Here is a 17936-nt window from a genome sequence, read left to right as displayed (position 1 = left end):
GGCGCTTCCGAGCTCCTCCCGCAGGAGGCCCGCTTTTTCTTGTTTCTTATTTCACTTCCGGCAGGCTGGCCGCAGCAGCGGACTGGCCCACGCGGCGGGTCTTCTCGTCGGGTGCCTCGGGGCGGAATGTCACCTCGGGATACTCCTCATCCATCACACGGCTGGCCACATCCATAATGATGTCGCCACCCTTTCCGGACATAACGCGGCCCATCATCTGTACATGACGGATGTCATAGAACATGGCATACAGTGCCAGCGTATGGCCCAGATACACACCAATGGACTCGTACACTTTTACAGCACGCGGATCATTCTCCGCCATCAGCGCCTGCACTTCCTTCAGTTTTTCAGCCGGGCTTTCCCCTTTCAGCTCAATGCCTGCACGGGGCGCCAGTTTGATCACGCTGTCCTGGCTGAAATACTTCACGCCGCAGCCGATGTCACCGCTCCATTCGTCTTCCATGGCGTCGGGCTGTCCGTCCACCGGAGCAAAGGCCAGTTCGTTCAGCCAGCCGCAGATGTTTCCGTCACCGTCCACATAACCCACGGCCTCGCTGGTTCCCATGGCAATGCCCATGATGCCGTTTTCACCCAGGCCCATGGCGCCGGCCAAAGCGGACACGTCGCCGTCGTTGGCCACGACCACGGGGATGTCATATCCCAGCGTATTGGACAGCTCTTTGGCTGCACGGGTATAGATGTTTTTGACCTTCTTGTCGAAGTCCTCTTTGCCCACCTTCAAAAACAGGCTGGCTACCATGCACTTGTTGTCGATGTACACACCTGCGGAAGAAATGCCGATGCCGTCCACATGGCCGCCTTTTTCCAGAATCTTTGCCGCAGCAGTGTGGAACGCTGCCAGAATGCCCTGATAATGATAGTCCGGATTGGAGATGGTTTTGGGGAACCAGACCACCTCTTCGCTGTAGATGGGCTCGCCGTCGATAACCGCAGACACCTTGCGGTCCGAACCGCCGGCATCAAAGCCGATGCGGCCGCCGTTGGTGTGACGGCCGATGCTCTCGGCACGCTGCACAGCGGTGGGTTTCTGGTCATAGGGCAGGCTCTCTACCACGAACTCGGTTTCATACACCTGCTCCATAAAGCCTTTATCGAAAGCGCGGGAGCCATTCTCGCTGTATGCAGCACGAATGGTTTCAGCCACGGCGTCGTCACCGCAGATGCTCACCTTGAAGCCGCCCCAGCTCCACAGAAGGAATTTAACCAGGCGGTCCACATAATAGTCATCCGCCGCCTTCATTTCCGGTGTACCGTAGATGCGGGTCTCATATACACCCACCTGACCGCCGGAGCGTTCGACTGCAATGCACAAAGGCTTTGTCGCATTTTTGGAATATTCTTTAAAAAACAGACCCAGAGGCACAAACCCCTGATCCAGTTCCGGCAGATTTTTGACCGGGATGTCCACGTTGAGGAATTTCATGGTCGTTCTTCCTTTCTGTTCTGGCGTGTTTGCCGGCCAATGCGCCGGACTTTCTAGCATCATTCTAGCACATGCCGCCCCGGAAATCTTGCACGATTTGTGTGACATTTTTGCATTTTTGGCCACTCTGCAGAAATACAGCCTCAGTTCTCTTCTTCGAAAGCCTGTTCGCTCTCGTCACCGGGCCGATATACCACCCGATAATGAAAATCCAATGCATCGTAAAATGCATGGTAATCTTTTTTCTCCAGCGCGCTTACGATCCGCTCGTGCTTTTCCACCGTCAACTGAATATAGCTGCCGCTGGTTGGCTTCTGATAGTTTTTATCAAACGCCCAGAACGCATCGATCAGTGAAAGCAGCAAAGGGAGGTCCAGCTTCGTGTACAAAGCACGATGAAACGCCGCATCTGCTTCGGCGAAACGAACGCCAAACGTGGCCTCAGGCTTTTTTCTCAACGTTTTGGCAAGATCCTGCATTTTCTCTACCAACTGCCGCAATTTTTCCACATCTTCTTCGGTCAGACTTTCAAAGGCCTCGCCGGAAAAGCCCAGCTCCAACACACGACGTATTTTTTTCAGTTGCTCCAGCATCTCCTGGCCGTCATCACTGCGAGCGTACACAAGACTGTTGAATAAATAATCTGTACTGAACTCCTGAATCACGATTCCCACACCAGGCGTGGAGTGCACCACGCCGGTGATTTCCAGCGATTTGATGGCTTCGCGCAGAACGTTTCTGCTGACGCCCAGGCGCTCACACATCTCCATTTCCGTTGGAAGTTTATCCCCCGGCTTTAAATTGTTTTGAACAATATAATTTCTCAGCTCATTGTACACTTGCAGATAAAGCTTGGGGGACCGCAAATTTTTCATTTTTACCAAGCTGTTTTCCATGATTCCAGCCCCTCTCTGGTGGTCAGAATGTCAAAACTTTCTCACCCTTTTTTATCATAGTCTTGCAGTGCCGAGAATGTCAAGCAATCAGTTTTGTGCATTTTGTGAAAAATTCCATATTTTCTTTCAACATACTGCAATAAATTCTATAAACTTTGTTGACAAGAACCTGTTTGCAGTGTTATAACTGAAGGCAGCAAAGAGATTTTGCTCGACTTTGTACTACAAAGTACAAACTTCAAACTACATCACTACAGGAAAGGATGAAAACATGAAACGCGGTTCTGTCCAAATGCGCCGTGACACCAGGTTTTCGTATCTGGTCAGCGCTCCGATGTTTTTGTACATCGGCATTGTTTTGATGATCCCCATTTGCTGGGGTGTTTACATCAGTTTCACCGACAAAATGATCGGCGGGCAAGAGCAGTGGATCGGATTTAAAAACTACATTGCCCTTCTGCAGGACTCCACGTTTCGCCGCTCGGTGCTGAACACCGTAATTTATACTGTTTTCTCCATTCTCGGAAAACTTGTGTTCGGCATGATCATGGCGCTGGTTTTGAACTTTTCGTTCCGCGGCCGCAATGTGGCCCGCGCATTGATGATTATTCCCTGGACGCTGCCCAACATCGTCGCCGTGCTGAACTGGCGCTGGATTTTTTCCGACACCGGCGGCGTAGCCAACTACATTCTTCAGCAGCTCCATCTGATCGATCACAACCTGGTGTGGTTGGGTGACGCCACGCTGGCCATGCTGGCGGTGCTGGTGGCGAATATCTGGCGCGGCAGTCCCTTCTTTGGCATCTCGATTCTGGCCCGGCTTCAGACCATCCCCAAAGATTATTACGAAGCAGCCGAGATCGACGGCGCTAGCACACTGCAGAAATTTTTCTCCATCACGCTTCCGTCCATCGCAGACGTGACGCTGCTTACCGCGCTGGTGTCCACGATCTGGACCATCAACGAATTCGAATCTGTATGGCTTCTGACCGGCGGCGGTCCCAGCGGCGCCACCGAAGTCATCGGTGTGTTCAGCTACCGCACGGCCATGACCAACATGCAGCTGGGCAAAGGCGTGGCTGTCAGCCTGCTGGCCATGCCCGTTCTGCTGGTGCTGATTGCACTGGTCAGCCGGAAAATGCTGAAGGAGGAGGATTGAGACCATGTCCATGAAGCAAAGACGGCAACTTGTCCACATTTTTCGCCTGGTGATGGTAGCCATCTGCCTGGTGGTCGCGCTGTTCCCCATCTACTGGATGCTGAACACCTCTTTCAAAACTCAATTTGAAATGTATCAGAAAGTTCCCACCATGCTGCCTCAGGAGCCCACATTGGACGGATACAAATTTCTGATTACGGAAACGCCTTTTCTCAATGCAATCAAAAACAGCTTTCTGGTGGCGATCACCTGCTCGACCCTGTCGGTCCTGCTGGCATACCCTGTCTCCTATGTGGTGGCACGTCTGAAGTTCTACGGACGCAAAACCGTCTCCCGCCTGATCCTGTTTTCCTATCTGATCCCCACATCCGTTCTGTACATTCCGCTGTTCCTCTTCGTTTCCAGCTGCGGTCTGACGGATAACATTTTGGGATTGATCCTGATTTATCCCACCTTTACGCTGCCTTACGTCAGTTGGATGCTGATTCCCCACGTACGCGCCGTTCCCAAGGATATTGAGGAAGCCGCGACCGTGGACGGATGCACCCGTCTGCAGAATATGTACCGCATTGTGTTCCCTCTGGCTCTTCCGGGAATTGTCTCAACGTTCATCTTCGCCTTTTCGTTGTGCTGGGGCGAATACCTGTACGCCCTGGTAAATATCAGCAGCAGCGAAATGAAGACCTTCCCGCTGGTGATCTCCGGGTTGATCTACGGCGATATTTATCCCTGGAACCAGATTATGGCCGGTGCGATTCTGGCCTGTATTCCCATTCTGCTTGTGTACATCTTCTTCTCCAACCTGCTGGTAGGTGGAATGACGGAAGGAGGTGTGAAGGCCTAAGTTCTTTCGATGTTCGATGGAAAATTGTTTTTTAAGGAGGGTATTATGAAAAAGTTTTTGTCTTTGTTGCTTTCTGCCGCCATGGTGACCACCATGCTCACCGCCTGTGGAGGAACTGCTTCCTCTACGACATCCACCGCTTCCGCGTCCGGATCCAGCACTGCATCCGGCGGAACACTGAGCATCTGGGTTGAAAAGAGTTTCAGCGAAGATGTAGACCAGCTGATCAACGAGCGCATCGAGGCCTTCTCCGAGGAGTACGGTGTGCAGGTCAGCGCGGAATTCATCGCCGCTACCGATTATATGACCAAATTGAACGCAGCAGTGGAAGCCGGCAATGTGCCCGACGTCACCTTGTCCAATCCCTATAAAGTGGTCAGCTACTATCCCAACATTCCCTATTCTGACGTGACCGACCTGGTGGATGAACTGGACGCTGAGCGGCCCATGTTTGAAGCACTGAAGGAAGGCACCAAGATCGAAGGCGTGAACTATTTTGTTCCCTTCTACGCAGCGGACAGCCTGCTGTTTGTGCGCACGGACCTGTTTGAAGAGGCCGGCGTGGATCTGCCCACCACCTGGGAAGAACTGTGGGATGCGGCTGTGGCCGTTTCCGACCCTGATAACGGCGTGTACGGCCTGGGCATTGGCTGCGGACCCACGGACGAAGACTGTGAGAACAGCTTCCGCATGATGATGTGGTGCAACGGCGGCAAACTGATGGACGAAGAAGGCAACATCGTTGCGGCGGAGGACGAAGGCCTGCGCGCAATGGTAGAAAAATACGTGGAACTGTATAATGCAGGTGCCATTCCTCCCTCTTCCACCACTTGGGATTCCGGCGGAAACAACAAATCCTATCTGATGGGCGAATCCGCAATGGTCATCAACACTTCCACGCTGTACAACTCCATCAAAGACGATCCCAACTACGCAGAACTGTTTGAAAACACCGCCGTGATCAACGTTCCCGCCGGCAGCGATGGCAGCGTTCTGTTCGGCAACCCGTCCGGCTGGTCCATCATGAACGATGCGAAGAACCCCGACGCAGCGCGTGATTTCATCCGCTTTGTATCTGAAAAAGAGTGGTACGACACCTATCTGGAAGCCATCGGCCCCGTGTTCGCTCCTGTGTATCAGGATCTGGCGGAAGACGAAGTGTGGAGCTCCGGCGCGAACCAGCAGGCCATTGAATACGTCCAGAACGCTACCGGTTACTACGGCTATCCGGCCCAGACCCTGGAAGGCCGCGCCATCGCATCCAAGAACTATTACTCCTTCCCCATCGCACGCATGCTGAACTCCATTGTCACCGGAAGCAAATCCATTGACGACGCCATCGCGCAGCTGGACAAAGAGCTTAACGACACAGCGGAGTCTGTAAAATAAAAAGGAGGCATTTTCAATGTCTGAACCCAAAACCGTGTGGGTCAATCTGGACCCGCGGAACGTGGACCTGACACCCATTGTATCCCGTTGCGAAAAAGCCGGTTACCGGTGCATTACCAAAGACATCGGAACAGATACTGCCAAAGCGGTGGAAATGGCTTTGCAGGCAGATGCCATCGTGAGCATCGGCGAACAGTGGAACCAGGATTCCCTGCCGCAGATTGCGGGCAGCAACCGAATCATCGTGCGCTACGGCGCTGGACTGGACAACGTGAATGTTCCGCTGGCCACACAGTATGGCATCCCGGTGGCCAATCTTCCGGGAATGAACTCTCCCGCTGTGGCTGAGATTGCACTTCTGCACATTCTGAATCTGGGCCGCCGTTTTTCCTATTCGATCGAGGGGATCAAGCAGGGGCATTGGCCTTATTCCATGCCCGGCAACGAACTGGACGGAAAGGTCTTGGGGCTGATCGGCTTCGGAAACATTGCCCGTCAGCTGACCCGCATGGTACAGGGGTTCTCCTTGAAAATCATGGCATACGACAATTACCTGAACGAGGCAGGCCGCGCCTTTGCTCAGGAGCACAACGTCACGCTGACGCAGTCCGCCGAAGAGATTTACCGCAACGCGGACATCGTCAGCCTGCACATCCCCTACACGCCCGCCAACCGCGGCATCGTGAACAAGGACTGCTTCGCGATAATGAAACCAACCGCGTATCTGGTCAACACCTGCCGCGGCGGCGTGATTTGCGAGAAAGATCTGATCGATGCGCTGCGCACCGGCCAGATTCGCGGCGCCGGGTTGGACGTCATGTGTGAAGAGCCGCCTTCCATGGACAATCCGCTTCTGCACATGGACAATGTATTTGTGTCTTCTCACCTGGGTTCCCTGGCAGTGGAAGCAGAAGAACGCAGCCAGCTTCTGATTGCGGACATCATTGACGAACACTTTGCCGGACGAATCCACCGCAACGTGGTCAATCCGCAGGCGCTTGCCAATCACTAAAGGAACAATTGCTGTGCAACAGCAAAATGATCAAAAAAAGGAAAGGGTGCAGTTATGATCGATCTTGAAAAATTCAAAGGGATCTTTCCGGCTTTTCCCGCCTGCTATGACGACAATGGGGAAATCAGTCCGGAACGAACCCAGGACCTGGTACGTTATTGCGCTGAACGCGGTGCAAAAGGCGTGTACATCACCGGAAGCTCCGGCGAGTTCCCGTATCAGACCGTGGACGAACGCCGCCTGACTATGAAAGCGGTAAAAGAAGCCGCGGACGGGCTGACTGTCATCGCCCATGTAGGCGCTGCTGCCACACGGGACAGCGTTGCACTGGCCAAGTATGCGGCCGAATGCGGCATTGACGCCATTTCGTCAGTGCCTCCCTACTACTTCGCCCAGCCGGATTACGGCATCATGGATTACTGGAACGCCATGATTGAAGCGGCGCATCTGCCCTTCATTCTCTACAACATTCCCGGCACCACCGGCGTGACCATCAGCTTTGACATTTTCCGCAAAATGCTGGAGAACCCCTATGTCATCGGCATCAAGAACACCTCGCTGCCCGTGATGGATATGCTTCAGTTCAAGGCCTGCGGCAAGGACCGCTGCGTTGTCTTCAACGGACCGGACGAGCAATTTGTGGCGGGCCGTCTGATGGGCGCAGACAGCGGCATCGGCAGCACCTATGTGGTGATGCTGGACCTGTATTTGAAAGCGGATGCCTGCATCCGCGCCGGAGACTATGCGCTGGCCGGCGAGATTCAGCGGTTCATGACCACAGCAACTCTGGATATTCTTCGCTGCCACGGTCATCTGATTTCCGGCTTGAAGTACATCCTGCATCTGCAGGGGTTCGAGATCGGCGAAGCACGCAGACCTCTGGTTCCTGTCAACGACGATGACCGCCGTGCACTGGTAGAAATCGAACGGCGAATCGAAGAGGCGACCATGAAGTACTGCGGACGCAAACCCGGCAGAGCCTGATTTTAAAGCAAAAACAAGCCAGCATTTCAATGCTGGCTTGTTTTTTCAACTGCTGCAAAACCTTACATAAAAAGGCGCCGTCCCCGGTGGGACGGCGCCTTTGTCATGCCTGTTTTTTAGATTTCTGGCTTTTGATGACCTTCATGCGGGTGAATTCTTCACGCTCGTGCTCCTCCAGCGTGCTGGAGATAAAACGAATGTTGGTCTCCAGCTTGGGAATCACCACGTTCTCCAACATGTTGGCACGGCGCTGTGTCTTTTTGATGGCCGTGGCCAGGCGGTACACGCTGTTCTCGATGCCCGCCAGTTTCGCACACAAATGTTTGACGTTATCAAAGCACATATATGCGTAATCCAGCTGCGAATTGGTATCGGAAAAGCCGTAGTACGGGAAAGGAGGCGGGCTGTCCAGATGGCCCGTGGGCAGATCCACGCCCATGATGCTGTGACTGGTGACAGAAAAGCCTTTCTCCTCCGGCACGGCGTTCTCCAGAGAGCGGTCAATGCCCAGCGTAATGTTGGCGCTTTGCAGCGCTGTGTAGGAGCGGATAAACGTATCACCGATCTCCTTCTGCATCCCGGCGGCCTCATCGATCAGCTTCATCATCTCCCGCATGAGCACGTTGCGCTTGCGGTCCAGCAGGTCAAAGCCCAGCTTGGCCAGAGACAGGTTCTTTTTGCAGGCAATCAGATTGCCTTTTGTGGGGAATATCTGTTCGGCCATGGTACAACACCTCCCGGGTGGTCGAAAATCTCAATCAATGCTTGCCGTAATGCTGCTCCAGCACCTTTTCGTCGATGCGCTCCAGCTCCTCGCGGGGCAGGATGGACAAAAGCCGCCAGCCCAGATCCAAACTCTGGTCAATGGTGCGGTCCTCATCGGCGCCCTGACCCAGGAACTCATGCTCGAAGTGGTTGCCGAAATCCAGATACAGCTTGTCGGTGGTGGACAGCTCTTCCTCGCCGATGACGCTGGCCAGACCGCGGGCATCCGACACCTTTGCATAGCTGGCAAACAGCTGGTTGGACACGTCGGCATGATCCTCGCGGGTAAAGCCCTTGCCGATGCCGTCCTTCATCAGACGGGACAGGCTGGGCAGCACGCTGATGGGCGGATAAATGCCCTGCTGGTCCAGGTACCGGTCCAGAACGATCTGTCCTTCGGTGATATAACCTGTAAGGTCCGGAATCGGATGGGTGATATCGTCGTTGGGCATGGTGAGAATGGGGATCTGGGTCACGCTGCCTTCGCGCCCTTCAATGACGCCGGCCCGTTCGTACAGGCTGGCGAAGTCGGAGTACAAATAACCCGGATAGCCCTTTCGGCCGGGGATCTCGCCTTTGGAGGAAGAGAACTCGCGCAGCGCTTCGGCGTAACTGGTCATGTCCGTCATGACCACCAGCACGTGCATATTCTGTTCAAACGCCAGATACTCCGCCGCAGTCAGCGCGCAGCGCGGCGTCAGAATACGCTCGATAATGGGGTCTGAAGACAGGTTCAAAAACATGGTCACGCGGCTGAGCGCGCCGGACTCTTCAAAGCTGCGGCGGAAGTATTCGGCCACGTCCTTTGTGACGCCCATGGCGCAGAACACGATGCCGAAGTTTTCGGTTTTTTCGCCGCTCAGCTTGGCCTGCCGCACAATCTGGGCAGCCAGCTTGTTGTGGCTCATGCCGGAACCGGAGAAAATGGGCAGCTTCTGGCCGCGGATCAGTGTGATCAGCGTATCGATGGAAGAGATGCCCGTGCGGATGTAGTTGCGGGGATACGAACGGGACACCGGGTTGATGGCGCTGCCGTTGATGTCATCAAAACGGCTGGCAAACACCGGGCCCAGGCCGTCAATGGGTTCGCCCGCGCCGTTGAAAATGCGGCCCACAATTTCGGGGGCCAGCGCCAGGCGCATGGGTTCGCCGGTAAAACGGGTGGAAGTGCCGGACAGCGTCAGACCGTTGGTGCCTGCAAACACCTGCACCACCGCGCGCTTTCCTTCCAGGGCCACCACGCGGCCCGTGCGCACGCCGTCTTTTGTTTTGATCTCCACCATTTCCTCATAGCTGGCATTTTCCACGCCGTCAATGGCGACCAGCGGGCCGTTGATATCGCTCAGCCCCAAATATTCCATGGCCATGGCAGATCACTTCCCTTCCGCTTTCGCCGCATTCAGCGGCTTCTGTTTTTCCAGCAGCTCGGCGCACATCGCGTCCAGCTCCTGATTGTACTGTCCGAACATTTCAGGCTTGTCGTTGGGGATTTCATACTTCACTTTGATGAGCTTGTCGAACAGGCCCGCCTCGCTCATAGCGCTGACCGGCACGCCGGCGCCCACCAGCTCCACAGCCCGGTCATACAGGTGAAGAATGGCCTCCATCATCCACATCTGCTTGGACAGCGGCACATACGTATCGTTTTTGTGGAACGCATTCTGCTGCAAGAAGCCCACGCGGATCACACGGGCCACTTCCAGCGTGACTTTCTGCGAGTCGGGCAGCACGTCGGAGCCGATCAGCTTGACGATCTCCATCAGCTTGTTCTCCTCGCTGAGCAGGCCCAGCATCCGGCCGCGCATTTTGCAGAAGTCCTCGCCCACATTGGCGATGTAATAGGGATCCAGATCCTCGTAATATTCGCTGTAACTGATGGTCCAGTTGATGGCGGGATAGTGCCGGGCATAGGCCAGGCTTTTGTCCAGCGCCAAAAAGCAGCGCACAAAGCGCTTGGTGTTCTGGGTGACCGGCTCGGAGAAGTCGGAACCCTGCGGCGACACCGCGCCGATGACCGACACGCTGCCGGTGCTGCCGTTCAGATTCTTCACGCAGCCGGCGCGCTCGTAAAAGGCCGCCAGACGGCTGGGAAGATAGGCCGGGAAGCCCTCTTCTGCGGGCATTTCCTCCAGGCGGCCGGAAATCTCACGCAGAGCCTCAGCCCAGCGGGAGGTGGAGTCGGCCATCATGGCCACATCGTAGCCCATATCGCGGTAGTATTCGGCCAGCGTGATGCCTGTGTAAATGGACGCTTCACGGGCGGCCACAGGCATGTTGGATGTGTTGGCAATCAGCACTGTGCGCTGGGTCATGGGTTTGCCGCTCTTGGGGTCTTCCAGCTCCCGGAACTCGTTCAAAACCTGGGTCATCTCGTTGCCGCGCTCGCCGCAGCCCACATAGATGATGATATCGGCGTCGCACCATTTGGCCAGCTGGTGCTGGGTCATGGTCTTGCCGGTGCCGAAACCGCCGGGAATGGCGGCCACGCCGCCCTTGGCAATGGGAAACAGCGTGTCGATGACGCGCTGACCGGTGATCAGCGGACGGCCGATCACCTCACGGTCCTGCACAGGGCGGGGCACACGAATGGGCCAGCGCTGTGCCAGACACAGCGTTTTTTCCTCCCCTTCGGGGGTCTTCACTTTGCAGATGGGGTCCGTCACCGTATAGGCGCCGTCCTCCGCCGCCCAGATGACCGTGCCGGACACATCGGGCGGGACCATGCTCTTATGGGTGATGATGCTGGTTTCCGGGCACGTGGCGATCACATCGCCGCCCCGCACACTGGCGCCGGGCTTTACCGTGACGGTCACGTCCCATTTGCGGGTCTCGTCCAGACTGCTCACATGGACACCGGTGGCAATGAAGGCACCGTTCTTCTCGGCAATTTCGCCCAGGGGGCGCTCGATGCCGTCGAAGATGTTCTCCATAATGCCGGGTCCCAGCGTGGCGGACAGAGGTGCGCCGGTCCCTTTGACCGGCTCGCCCACCGACAGGCCCGTGGTGTTCTCGTACACCTGAATGGTGGTCCGGTCATCGCTGACATGGATGACCTCACCGATCAGGCCCGCGTTGCCCACGTAGACCATTTCCATCATGCCGAAGCTGTCCGTGTCACGCACCGTGACGACAGGCCCGTTGATCGAATAGATCGTATCTTTCATAGGCTGCTCCTAACTATCTGTACTGTAAATGGGCGTCTCACTCGACGCGCAGGCCGCACCGGCCCAGAAACGCGGTGCGCTGTGCGCGGATGGCATCATCCAGCGTCTCGTCGAACAAACGCCGTCCGGTGCGCAGCTTTGCGCCGCCGAACCGAATCTCCCGGTCCGCCTGCACCTGGCAGCCGGGCAGGGCTTTTTCCAGCGCGGGCTGCAGCCGTGCCAGATCCTGCGGCCGCACCTGTACCACACAGCCGGGCTGAACATCGGCCTGATGGCACAGCATGGTTTTCACCACGCCGTCCACATAGGCCGGCGTGTCCACATAAACCGCCAGGTTCTCTTCCAGCTCGGCAAACAAAGCGTTTACCAGCTGGCCGCGATACCCCAGCAGCTTCTTTCGATTTTCCTGGCGCGCCGCGGCCATCTCACGCCCCAGCTTGGCCCGGGCTTCGGCCCGGTAGGCCTCCAGCGGATCCGTGCGCTGCACGCCCACAATGGAAGCGTACTTCTGATCTGCCTGGACCTTAGCCTCGGCGAGAATGGCCTCGGCCTGCTGGCGGGCGGCATCCAGAACCGAATCAGAAAACTGCGCAAAGGACTGCCCGTTTTCCGAAATCTTCTGCGCGGTGCGCTCCAGTTCCACGTTTTTCTTACTCATTCCCGTCACCTCAAATCTTCACGCCCACCGCCTCAGAGATGTAGCGCCGTATGCTGTCTCCGGGGTTGGTGTCGCTGTGCCGGTCCGGCATTTCCACGATCAGCGGGCGCTTGCGGTTCAGTTTGTAGGCGAACACCACGTCCGCACACTTGGCCACAAGTTTGTCCGTGATCAGCACCAGACCGATCTCGGGGTCGGCGCAGGCTTTCTCCAGCGCCTGGTTCATTTCCTCCGGCTCATGCACCACAACGCCGCGCACGCCCACCAGGCGCATGCCGGCCAGGGTGTCTACGTTGTCGCTGATGAGAAAATATTTCATGGAACTTACACCTTCGTCCAAATCAGGATGGCAACCAGCATGCCGTACAGAGCAATACCTTCGCCCAAAGCAACAAAGATCAGCGCTTTACCGAAGCTCTTGGGGTCTTCCGTCAGCGCACCGATGGCAGCGGGAGCGCCCGCGCCTACGGCGATGCCGGAACCGATGGCGGCAATGCCCATGGCCAACGCGGCAGCCAGCAGACCCAGGCCCTGGTTGATGTCCGGCGCAGCGGCCGCGGCGGTGGCGTCCTCAGCGAACGCGACGCTGGAAAGCGCGCAGGCCAGCACAAACACGGCCAGCAGAACCACAAATGTACGAGCGGCTTTTTTCAGTTTCTGATTTTTCATAATGTGTCTCCATTCTGCCGCAAAAGGCGGCGTGTAATAATCTATGAGATCAAATCCGGCACCGGCCGGATAGGATGGCGTCAGCCTTCGCTTGGGGCGCCGTTCAGCCGAACGCGCAGCGGGTCAAAGGGACGGCCGGTGGCGTCAAAGAAGCGGCTGAACATTTCGTAAAATTCAAGACGCAGCACCTGAATGCCCACAAACAGGCCTTCCAGTGCCATGACGAACAGGTTGCCCACCAGAACAATGAGCCAGTACAGCAGCGGATTGGTGGTCATATCGCTGAGGGTGAACACCATGGTCATCATGCCTGCATGGGCCAGCGCAAAGCCGCCCACACGCAAAAAGCTCATGGTATTGGATGCAAAACTGAGCAGCGCGTCAAACACTTCGAAGAAACCGTTCATAAAGATCTCGCCCACGGTCTCCTCCACCGGTTTGCCCTCGATGCGCGCACAGATGAACTCGGAGAAGTAAATGCACAGGAACGGCACCACCAGGCACAGCACATAAAATACGGGAGTGCAGATAAACGGGATGTCGTACCCCAGCGCCAGTTCCACCAGCGTGGCCAGCAGGCTGAAGTAGAACACCAGGCCCGCGACGCCATTGACCGAAAAGATTGCCTCGGCAATATGACCTCTGCGGATGCAGGACAGAATGCCCGTGAACATAGCCGCCGCGATCAGGAAAATGCCCGCGATCACGCTGGAAACCAAAAGCACGATGATGCTGTTGGGTTCCAGAACATCCATGGGTTTTTCCGCAAATCCCAGCATCCGGTAGAAGCCGTCCAGCGCGTGTTCAAAGCCAAAGATGCTGCCGTATACAAAGCCGAACAGGGTGGAGAAAATACTGCAGCGGGACAGCACCAGACCGATTTGCATGTGCATTTTTTTGTACATCACAAAATAGCCGATCAGACCCAGCAGAATGCCCTGACCCACATCGCCGAACATGATGCCGAACAGCACCGCGTAGGTGATGGCCACAAAACCCGTGGGGTCCAGATCCCCGTATTCCGGCAGGCCGTACATGTCCACAAACATTTCGAAGGGGCGGAACAGCCAGTTGTTTTTCAGCTTCACCGGCGGCTTGCGGTCGGGCGGGGTCTCGGCGTCCTCCAGCTCGCTGTCCCGGCACAGGCGAACGCCCGGGAGAATGGCCAGCGCGTTCTTTACGTGCTCCACTTCATCGCAGGGGACATAGCCGCTGATGTAATAGGTGTGCTCCAGTACGATCACATATTTGTACATGTCGTAAATCTGCGATTCATAGTTCAGCCATGCGGCACAGCGGCGCAGATATTCCAGCATTTTCGCATCCGCCAGCTGGGCGTTGTTTTTCAATTCCTTCTGGCGCTCGCGCAGTTCGTTTTCCTCGGCGATGATCTGTGCGATGGCGTCCTGAGGCGTGCCGTGCACGAAGTCCGGCACCCACACACGCTCGAAATACAGCGAGGCGAAAATATCGTCCACTTCGTGCGCCTTGTCTTCCGGAACAAAATACATGCCCCAATAGTACTCGCCGTCAAAATCATACTCGTGGAAGGTGAACGAATGTTCTTCATAATACGGAAGCTTGATAAAGCTGTCCTTGGGCAGACGGCCGAAACGCACCTTCAGATATTTGCAGCTGAAAATCTCATCGATGCTGGTCTGCAGGCCGGTCAGATGGTACAGCTGCGCCTTGGTCTGCTCATAGGTGGCAAGCTTGGCGTTGATCTCCGTTTCCATCCGGTTGCGCTCGGCCACCTGCGCGGCAAGCTTTTCCACTGTCTGGCGCACCTCGTCGTATTCGAACATCCGACCATCGTAAGCCAGCAGCGTATTGTCCTGTCCCAGGTCCTTGATCAGTCCCAGCGTCTGGTTCAGCAAAGGCGTATACTTGTTCTCCGCCTGCCCGGTGGCCGCATTGATGCTCTCGGCCACGTCGTCCGGCTGGAAACATGCGGCGCGCGCCAGAACTTCCAGCGTAGCCTGCGGATCACGCTCGGGGCCGTAGATGTTGACATGTTCCATTTTTACCATGCCCATGTTATGGCACCTCGTTTCTTATCTTGATTGCGTATCAAAACGGGCGTTTCAATACTTGAGGAACGCATTGATCTGCGCGGCCGGCAGACCGTAGCGCACGCCTTCAATGATATTAATAATGTTGCTGCGCTGAATATCCGCCAGACACAGCGTGGCAGCCAGCACCGTCTGCGGCATGCAGGAAAAATGCAGCAAACGCTCCGCCGCATGGTACAGCGCCCGGTCCGCCTCAATGTCCGAGGGTTTCTCCAGGTCCGCCGTGCGCTCGCCGTACACCGCCTTGGCCCGGGAGTCATTGTACAGCCGCAAGAACTCGTTCAGATCACGGGCATTGGCCATCTCATACAGTTTCCGGGGCGGCAGAATATAGCTGACATTCAAAAGCAGCGCGCGAATTCTCTGCGGCGGCAGCTGCGTATTGTAAAACGCTTTGGCGCGGTACAGCAGATCCAGATTGTAGATCTCCGCCTGCTGAAGGAACAGACGCTTGGTATCCTGCCGGGTGTGGCCGGGAATACTGCGGTCGATCTGCCGGATGACCGTGGTATAGTAGTAGTCCCAGAACGCATGCTCACACAGCAGGTAGTCGGGCAGTTTGCCCCGGGGCGGCATCACAGACGCCAGCACCTTTGCGTAGGGCGTTCCCGCAACCACCGGCACACACTCCTCAATGGTTTCCGCCTTGGCCAGCTTCAGCAGGCTGAAACTGGTTTTGCTTGCCAAAAAGCCCGGCAGCTGCACGATGTAATGGTGGCGGAAGCCCATGCTTAACAGTCGGATCTTGGCCAGAAGTTCGGTGATCTCGCAGCGCATCAGAAAATACGTGCCGAAGCTTCCCTTCTTATACGTATAATGCATCAGCGATTCGTATTTATAAAAAATGTCTTTGCGCAAAGCCTCTTCGATCTGGGCGCGATGCAGATTCATGGGGGAAAGCCCCTTCAGGCTATCGGCAAAATAGGGGTGGTTCTGCAGCGCGGTGGTCACTTCCAGCACGCTGCGCTTGCGCTCCAGCTCGGCGTAGTCGTCCCGCATCAGGCGGCGGGCAGCAATGGCCTTGGCTTTGGGCACAATGGCCAGCGCAGATTGATTCTCCAGCATCCCCGTTCACTCTCCTTTCCCGCGAACAAAACGCCGGAATATTCAGGCCTGTCCGCTCAGCACGCCGTTCTGAAGCTCTTTCAGCCACATTTCGCGCTTCTCTTCAAAGGCTGCATCCAGCGCGTGCTTCGCCTCCAGATAAGCCTTGTCCATTTCATCCCGCTCTTTGCGGGTATCCGCGTCCAGCTGTGCGTCCACCTGTTTTTTACCGGCCTCCAGAGCAGCCTCCCGCTTTTTCAGTTCCTCATTGGCACGTTTTTCCGCACCGGCCAGGATCTCCTTTTTTTCTTCCTGCGCCTGATCGATCAGCGCGCGGGCCTTTCGGTCCGTCTCCATGATCAATTCCACAAAAGCCTCCATGCTGCGGCCCTCCGTTCGATTGCTCCGGCCCGCACGCGAAGCACGTGCGGGCCGGGAAATGATAATACAACTGTCAAATTTATAACAGGCAATTGATAGGAATAAGATACTCTCTTTTGTCAAAAAATGCAACCCCGTGCCGCGGAGAAAATTTTTCTACGATACCTCGCTTTTTTGTCACAATTCGGTCAATTTTCATCCAGCGCACGGCACAACTCCAGCCAGCGGACGTCCTGCTGCCAGAAAATCCGGTCTCCGGAAAAGCCCTCTTCCAGCGCACGGGATACCGCGTATGTATCGCGCACCGGGAACGAGCAAAGCTCACACCGAACCGGGCGGTCCTCTCTTTTTTTCAAAAGATAGTGGGGCCGCAAATGATCCAGCGGGCGCACCAGCCGGATGGAAAAACCCGCGTCCAGATAGCCCGGCAGAAGGCACTCGCCCGTTTTCACCGGCACAGCCGCCGTCCAGGGAGCCTGCGGGTCCAGCTGTGTGCACCGGGCGCAAAGCATACGCAGAAAAGGCGCCACCGCGGCTGCATCCAGCGCCGCCAGCGGAAGGATCTGCCAGGATGCATCAGGGTCAGCGGCATGCAGCGCCCGGCTTTGGGAATTATCCGCATCGGCCGGGCACAGCGCTCCGCACACGGCCAGGCGCTCCTGAAGGAAACCGCCCCACACTTCGCCCTCTTCAAAAACCAGATCCAGACAGGCCGCTGCCCAGGCGCCGTCCCGACGGAACTGACTGTAAAGATACATTGCCGCGGGGATCTCCTGTTTCAGAAGCCGCCGCACGGACAGGTTGTCTCTCTTTTCCATTTGCATATTCAACACCTCGGCTCATTCTATGCGTTTGCCGCGGTGAGTTATTCGCGTTCCGCACTGGATTTTTCCAACCATACAGTATATAATAAAAAAAATACACCTGCGGAGGATTCTCGTTTTATGAAAATTTCCCGTCTCGCATTGCGCAAGCTTTTGCTTGGCGCGGTCCTGCTGCTGGTGGCGGCCGCCATCACCATGTTCATCAAAGAATCGCTGGATACCCAGAATCCGGAGTCTGCTCTGCCGATTCTGACCATTGAATACAACGGCACAGAAGTTCCGCCCAGCCAGGAGGGCTTTTTGTACCGCGCAGGCTATGAATGGAGCTTTTTCACCACGGTGGAACGCCGTGCGCCGCAGCTTGCGGAAAACGACCTGCCCCTGATTCCGCTGGACGTTTCTCCGCAGGCGGAACTGGAGTTGCGCTTTTCAAAGGAACCGTCCAGCATCAAAGTGCTGCGCGCCTCGGGTACGGGGTCGACGGAATTTCTGGAACTGACCGACGCAAGCGACGGCACCTTCAACACACCGACCACCTCGGGTGTTTATGTGTACAAAATTCTGGCCGAGTGGAGCACCCGCGGCTACATTCAATATTATTTCTCCTTAAATGTTCGTTAAAAAAAGA

18 protein-coding genes are annotated in these 17936 nt (G+C 56.1%); 6 read left to right on the top strand and 12 right to left on the bottom strand.

What is annotated here, in order from left to right; genetic code table 11:
• Positions 1 to 46: 46 nt before the first annotated feature.
• Both WMO24_RS04530 and WMO24_RS04525 read right to left on the bottom strand, forming a co-directional pair.
• Positions 47 to 1447 carry an ROK family protein gene (locus tag WMO24_RS04530; RefSeq protein WP_349215131.1) on the bottom strand — a complete coding sequence of 467 codons (1401 nt, stop codon included), beginning with the start codon at positions 1445 to 1447 and terminating at the stop codon, positions 47 to 49.
• A gap of 143 nt (positions 1448 to 1590) precedes the next feature.
• Positions 1591 to 2322 (bottom strand): FadR/GntR family transcriptional regulator, encoded by a 732-nt coding sequence (locus WMO24_RS04525; protein WP_349215130.1) that lies wholly within the window; start codon positions 2320 to 2322, stop codon positions 1591 to 1593.
• 292 nt (positions 2323 to 2614) lie between these two features.
• Between WMO24_RS04525 and WMO24_RS04520 the strand changes: the two genes are divergently transcribed.
• Genes WMO24_RS04520 through WMO24_RS04500 form a run of 5 tightly spaced genes read left to right on the top strand, consistent with a single transcriptional unit; the run spans position 2615 to position 7731 of the window.
• A complete protein-coding gene (locus WMO24_RS04520; RefSeq protein ID WP_349215129.1) occupies positions 2615 to 3502 on the top strand; it encodes a carbohydrate ABC transporter permease in 888 nt (295 codons plus the stop codon).
• A gap of 4 nt (positions 3503 to 3506) precedes the next feature.
• Positions 3507 to 4346 carry a carbohydrate ABC transporter permease gene (locus WMO24_RS04515; protein WP_349215128.1) on the top strand — a complete coding sequence of 280 codons (840 nt, stop codon included), beginning with the start codon at positions 3507 to 3509 and terminating at the stop codon, positions 4344 to 4346.
• Between the two features lie 45 nt (positions 4347 to 4391).
• Positions 4392 to 5735, top strand: a complete 1344-nt coding sequence (locus WMO24_RS04510) for an ABC transporter substrate-binding protein (RefSeq protein ID WP_349215127.1) — start codon at positions 4392 to 4394, stop codon at positions 5733 to 5735.
• Positions 5736 to 5751: 16 nt separating this feature from the next.
• On the top strand, positions 5752 to 6747 hold the full coding sequence (locus tag WMO24_RS04505) for an NAD(P)-dependent oxidoreductase (protein WP_349215126.1): 996 nt from the start codon (positions 5752 to 5754) through the stop codon (positions 6745 to 6747).
• 54 nt (positions 6748 to 6801) lie between these two features.
• A complete protein-coding gene (locus WMO24_RS04500; RefSeq protein WP_349215125.1) occupies positions 6802 to 7731 on the top strand; it encodes a dihydrodipicolinate synthase family protein in 930 nt (309 codons plus the stop codon).
• A gap of 103 nt (positions 7732 to 7834) precedes the next feature.
• On the opposite strand, the gene WMO24_RS04495 is transcribed toward WMO24_RS04500, so the two are convergent.
• The 10 genes from WMO24_RS04495 to WMO24_RS04450 all read right to left on the bottom strand — a co-directional run bounded on the left by WMO24_RS04495 (position 7835) and on the right by WMO24_RS04450 (position 17302).
• Complete coding sequence (locus tag WMO24_RS04495; protein WP_349215124.1) at positions 7835 to 8455, bottom strand: V-type ATP synthase subunit D; 621 nt, start codon at positions 8453 to 8455, stop codon at positions 7835 to 7837.
• Between the two features lie 34 nt (positions 8456 to 8489).
• Complete coding sequence (locus WMO24_RS04490) at positions 8490 to 9863, bottom strand: V-type ATP synthase subunit B (protein ID WP_349215123.1); 1374 nt, start codon at positions 9861 to 9863, stop codon at positions 8490 to 8492.
• 6 nt (positions 9864 to 9869) lie between these two features.
• Complete coding sequence (locus tag WMO24_RS04485; RefSeq protein WP_349215122.1) at positions 9870 to 11660, bottom strand: V-type ATP synthase subunit A; 1791 nt, start codon at positions 11658 to 11660, stop codon at positions 9870 to 9872.
• 37 nt (positions 11661 to 11697) lie between these two features.
• On the bottom strand, positions 11698 to 12318 hold the full coding sequence (locus tag WMO24_RS04480) for a V-type ATP synthase subunit E (protein WP_349215121.1): 621 nt from the start codon (positions 12316 to 12318) through the stop codon (positions 11698 to 11700).
• Positions 12319 to 12328: 10 nt separating this feature from the next.
• The gene (locus tag WMO24_RS04475; protein ID WP_349215120.1) at positions 12329 to 12637 is read right to left on the bottom strand and encodes a V-type ATP synthase subunit F; all 309 of its coding nucleotides are present in this window, start codon (positions 12635 to 12637) and stop codon (positions 12329 to 12331) included.
• Between the two features lie 5 nt (positions 12638 to 12642).
• Positions 12643 to 12987, bottom strand: coding sequence for an ATP synthase subunit C (locus WMO24_RS04470; protein ID WP_349215119.1), 345 nt, complete (start codon positions 12985 to 12987; stop codon positions 12643 to 12645).
• An 80-nt stretch (positions 12988 to 13067) separates the two neighbouring features.
• Complete coding sequence (locus WMO24_RS04465; RefSeq protein WP_349215118.1) at positions 13068 to 15023, bottom strand: V-type ATP synthase subunit I; 1956 nt, start codon at positions 15021 to 15023, stop codon at positions 13068 to 13070.
• A gap of 48 nt (positions 15024 to 15071) precedes the next feature.
• Positions 15072 to 16124 (bottom strand): V-type ATPase subunit, encoded by a 1053-nt coding sequence (locus WMO24_RS04460; protein WP_349215117.1) that lies wholly within the window; start codon positions 16122 to 16124, stop codon positions 15072 to 15074.
• 42 nt (positions 16125 to 16166) lie between these two features.
• The gene (locus tag WMO24_RS04455; protein WP_349215116.1) at positions 16167 to 16484 is read right to left on the bottom strand and encodes a hypothetical protein; all 318 of its coding nucleotides are present in this window, start codon (positions 16482 to 16484) and stop codon (positions 16167 to 16169) included.
• A 188-nt stretch (positions 16485 to 16672) separates the two neighbouring features.
• The gene (locus WMO24_RS04450) at positions 16673 to 17302 is read right to left on the bottom strand and encodes a hypothetical protein (RefSeq protein ID WP_349215115.1); all 630 of its coding nucleotides are present in this window, start codon (positions 17300 to 17302) and stop codon (positions 16673 to 16675) included.
• Positions 17303 to 17428: 126 nt separating this feature from the next.
• Between WMO24_RS04450 and WMO24_RS04445 the strand changes: the two genes are divergently transcribed.
• Positions 17429 to 17929, top strand: a complete 501-nt coding sequence (locus tag WMO24_RS04445) for a hypothetical protein (RefSeq protein WP_349215114.1) — start codon at positions 17429 to 17431, stop codon at positions 17927 to 17929.
• Positions 17930 to 17936 lie beyond the last annotated feature (7 nt).

This window comes from Ruthenibacterium intestinale (assembly GCF_040096265.1).
GTDB classification, from domain to species: Bacteria; Bacillota; Clostridia; order Oscillospirales; family Ruminococcaceae; genus Ruthenibacterium; species Ruthenibacterium komagatae.
Note: the sequence above shows the minus strand (reverse complement) of the source record. Positions and strands in the feature narration are given on the sequence as shown.

Excerpts from the sequence above, each read along its gene's own strand:
- WMO24_RS04520 (WP_349215129.1), top strand. The coding sequence starts at position 2,615 with ATGAAACGCGGTTCTGTCCAAATGCGCCGTGACACCAGGTTTTCGTAT.
- WMO24_RS04460 (WP_349215117.1), bottom strand. The coding sequence starts at position 16,124 with ATGCTGGAGAATCAATCTGCGCTGGCCATTGTGCCCAAAGCCAAGGCC.
- WMO24_RS04530 (WP_349215131.1), bottom strand. The coding sequence starts at position 1,447 with ATGAAATTCCTCAACGTGGACATCCCGGTCAAAAATCTGCCGGAACTG.
- WMO24_RS04450 (WP_349215115.1), bottom strand. The coding sequence starts at position 17,302 with ATGGAAAAGAGAGACAACCTGTCCGTGCGGCGGCTTCTGAAACAGGAG.
- WMO24_RS04480 (WP_349215121.1), bottom strand. The coding sequence starts at position 12,318 with ATGAGTAAGAAAAACGTGGAACTGGAGCGCACCGCGCAGAAGATTTCG.
- WMO24_RS04475 (WP_349215120.1), bottom strand. The coding sequence starts at position 12,637 with ATGAAATATTTTCTCATCAGCGACAACGTAGACACCCTGGCCGGCATG.
- WMO24_RS04445 (WP_349215114.1), top strand. The coding sequence starts at position 17,429 with ATGAAAATTTCCCGTCTCGCATTGCGCAAGCTTTTGCTTGGCGCGGTC.
- WMO24_RS04455 (WP_349215116.1), bottom strand. The coding sequence starts at position 16,484 with ATGGAGGCTTTTGTGGAATTGATCATGGAGACGGACCGAAAGGCCCGC.
- WMO24_RS04470 (WP_349215119.1), bottom strand. The coding sequence starts at position 12,987 with ATGAAAAATCAGAAACTGAAAAAAGCCGCTCGTACATTTGTGGTTCTG.
- WMO24_RS04525 (WP_349215130.1), bottom strand. The coding sequence starts at position 2,322 with ATGAAAAATTTGCGGTCCCCCAAGCTTTATCTGCAAGTGTACAATGAG.
- WMO24_RS04505 (WP_349215126.1), top strand. The coding sequence starts at position 5,752 with ATGTCTGAACCCAAAACCGTGTGGGTCAATCTGGACCCGCGGAACGTG.
- WMO24_RS04465 (WP_349215118.1), bottom strand. The coding sequence starts at position 15,023 with ATGGGCATGGTAAAAATGGAACATGTCAACATCTACGGCCCCGAGCGT.
- WMO24_RS04510 (WP_349215127.1), top strand. The coding sequence starts at position 4,392 with ATGAAAAAGTTTTTGTCTTTGTTGCTTTCTGCCGCCATGGTGACCACC.
- WMO24_RS04515 (WP_349215128.1), top strand. The coding sequence starts at position 3,507 with ATGTCCATGAAGCAAAGACGGCAACTTGTCCACATTTTTCGCCTGGTG.
- WMO24_RS04495 (WP_349215124.1), bottom strand. The coding sequence starts at position 8,455 with ATGGCCGAACAGATATTCCCCACAAAAGGCAATCTGATTGCCTGCAAA.
- WMO24_RS04500 (WP_349215125.1), top strand. The coding sequence starts at position 6,802 with ATGATCGATCTTGAAAAATTCAAAGGGATCTTTCCGGCTTTTCCCGCC.
- WMO24_RS04490 (WP_349215123.1), bottom strand. The coding sequence starts at position 9,863 with ATGGCCATGGAATATTTGGGGCTGAGCGATATCAACGGCCCGCTGGTC.
- WMO24_RS04485 (WP_349215122.1), bottom strand. The coding sequence starts at position 11,660 with ATGAAAGATACGATCTATTCGATCAACGGGCCTGTCGTCACGGTGCGT.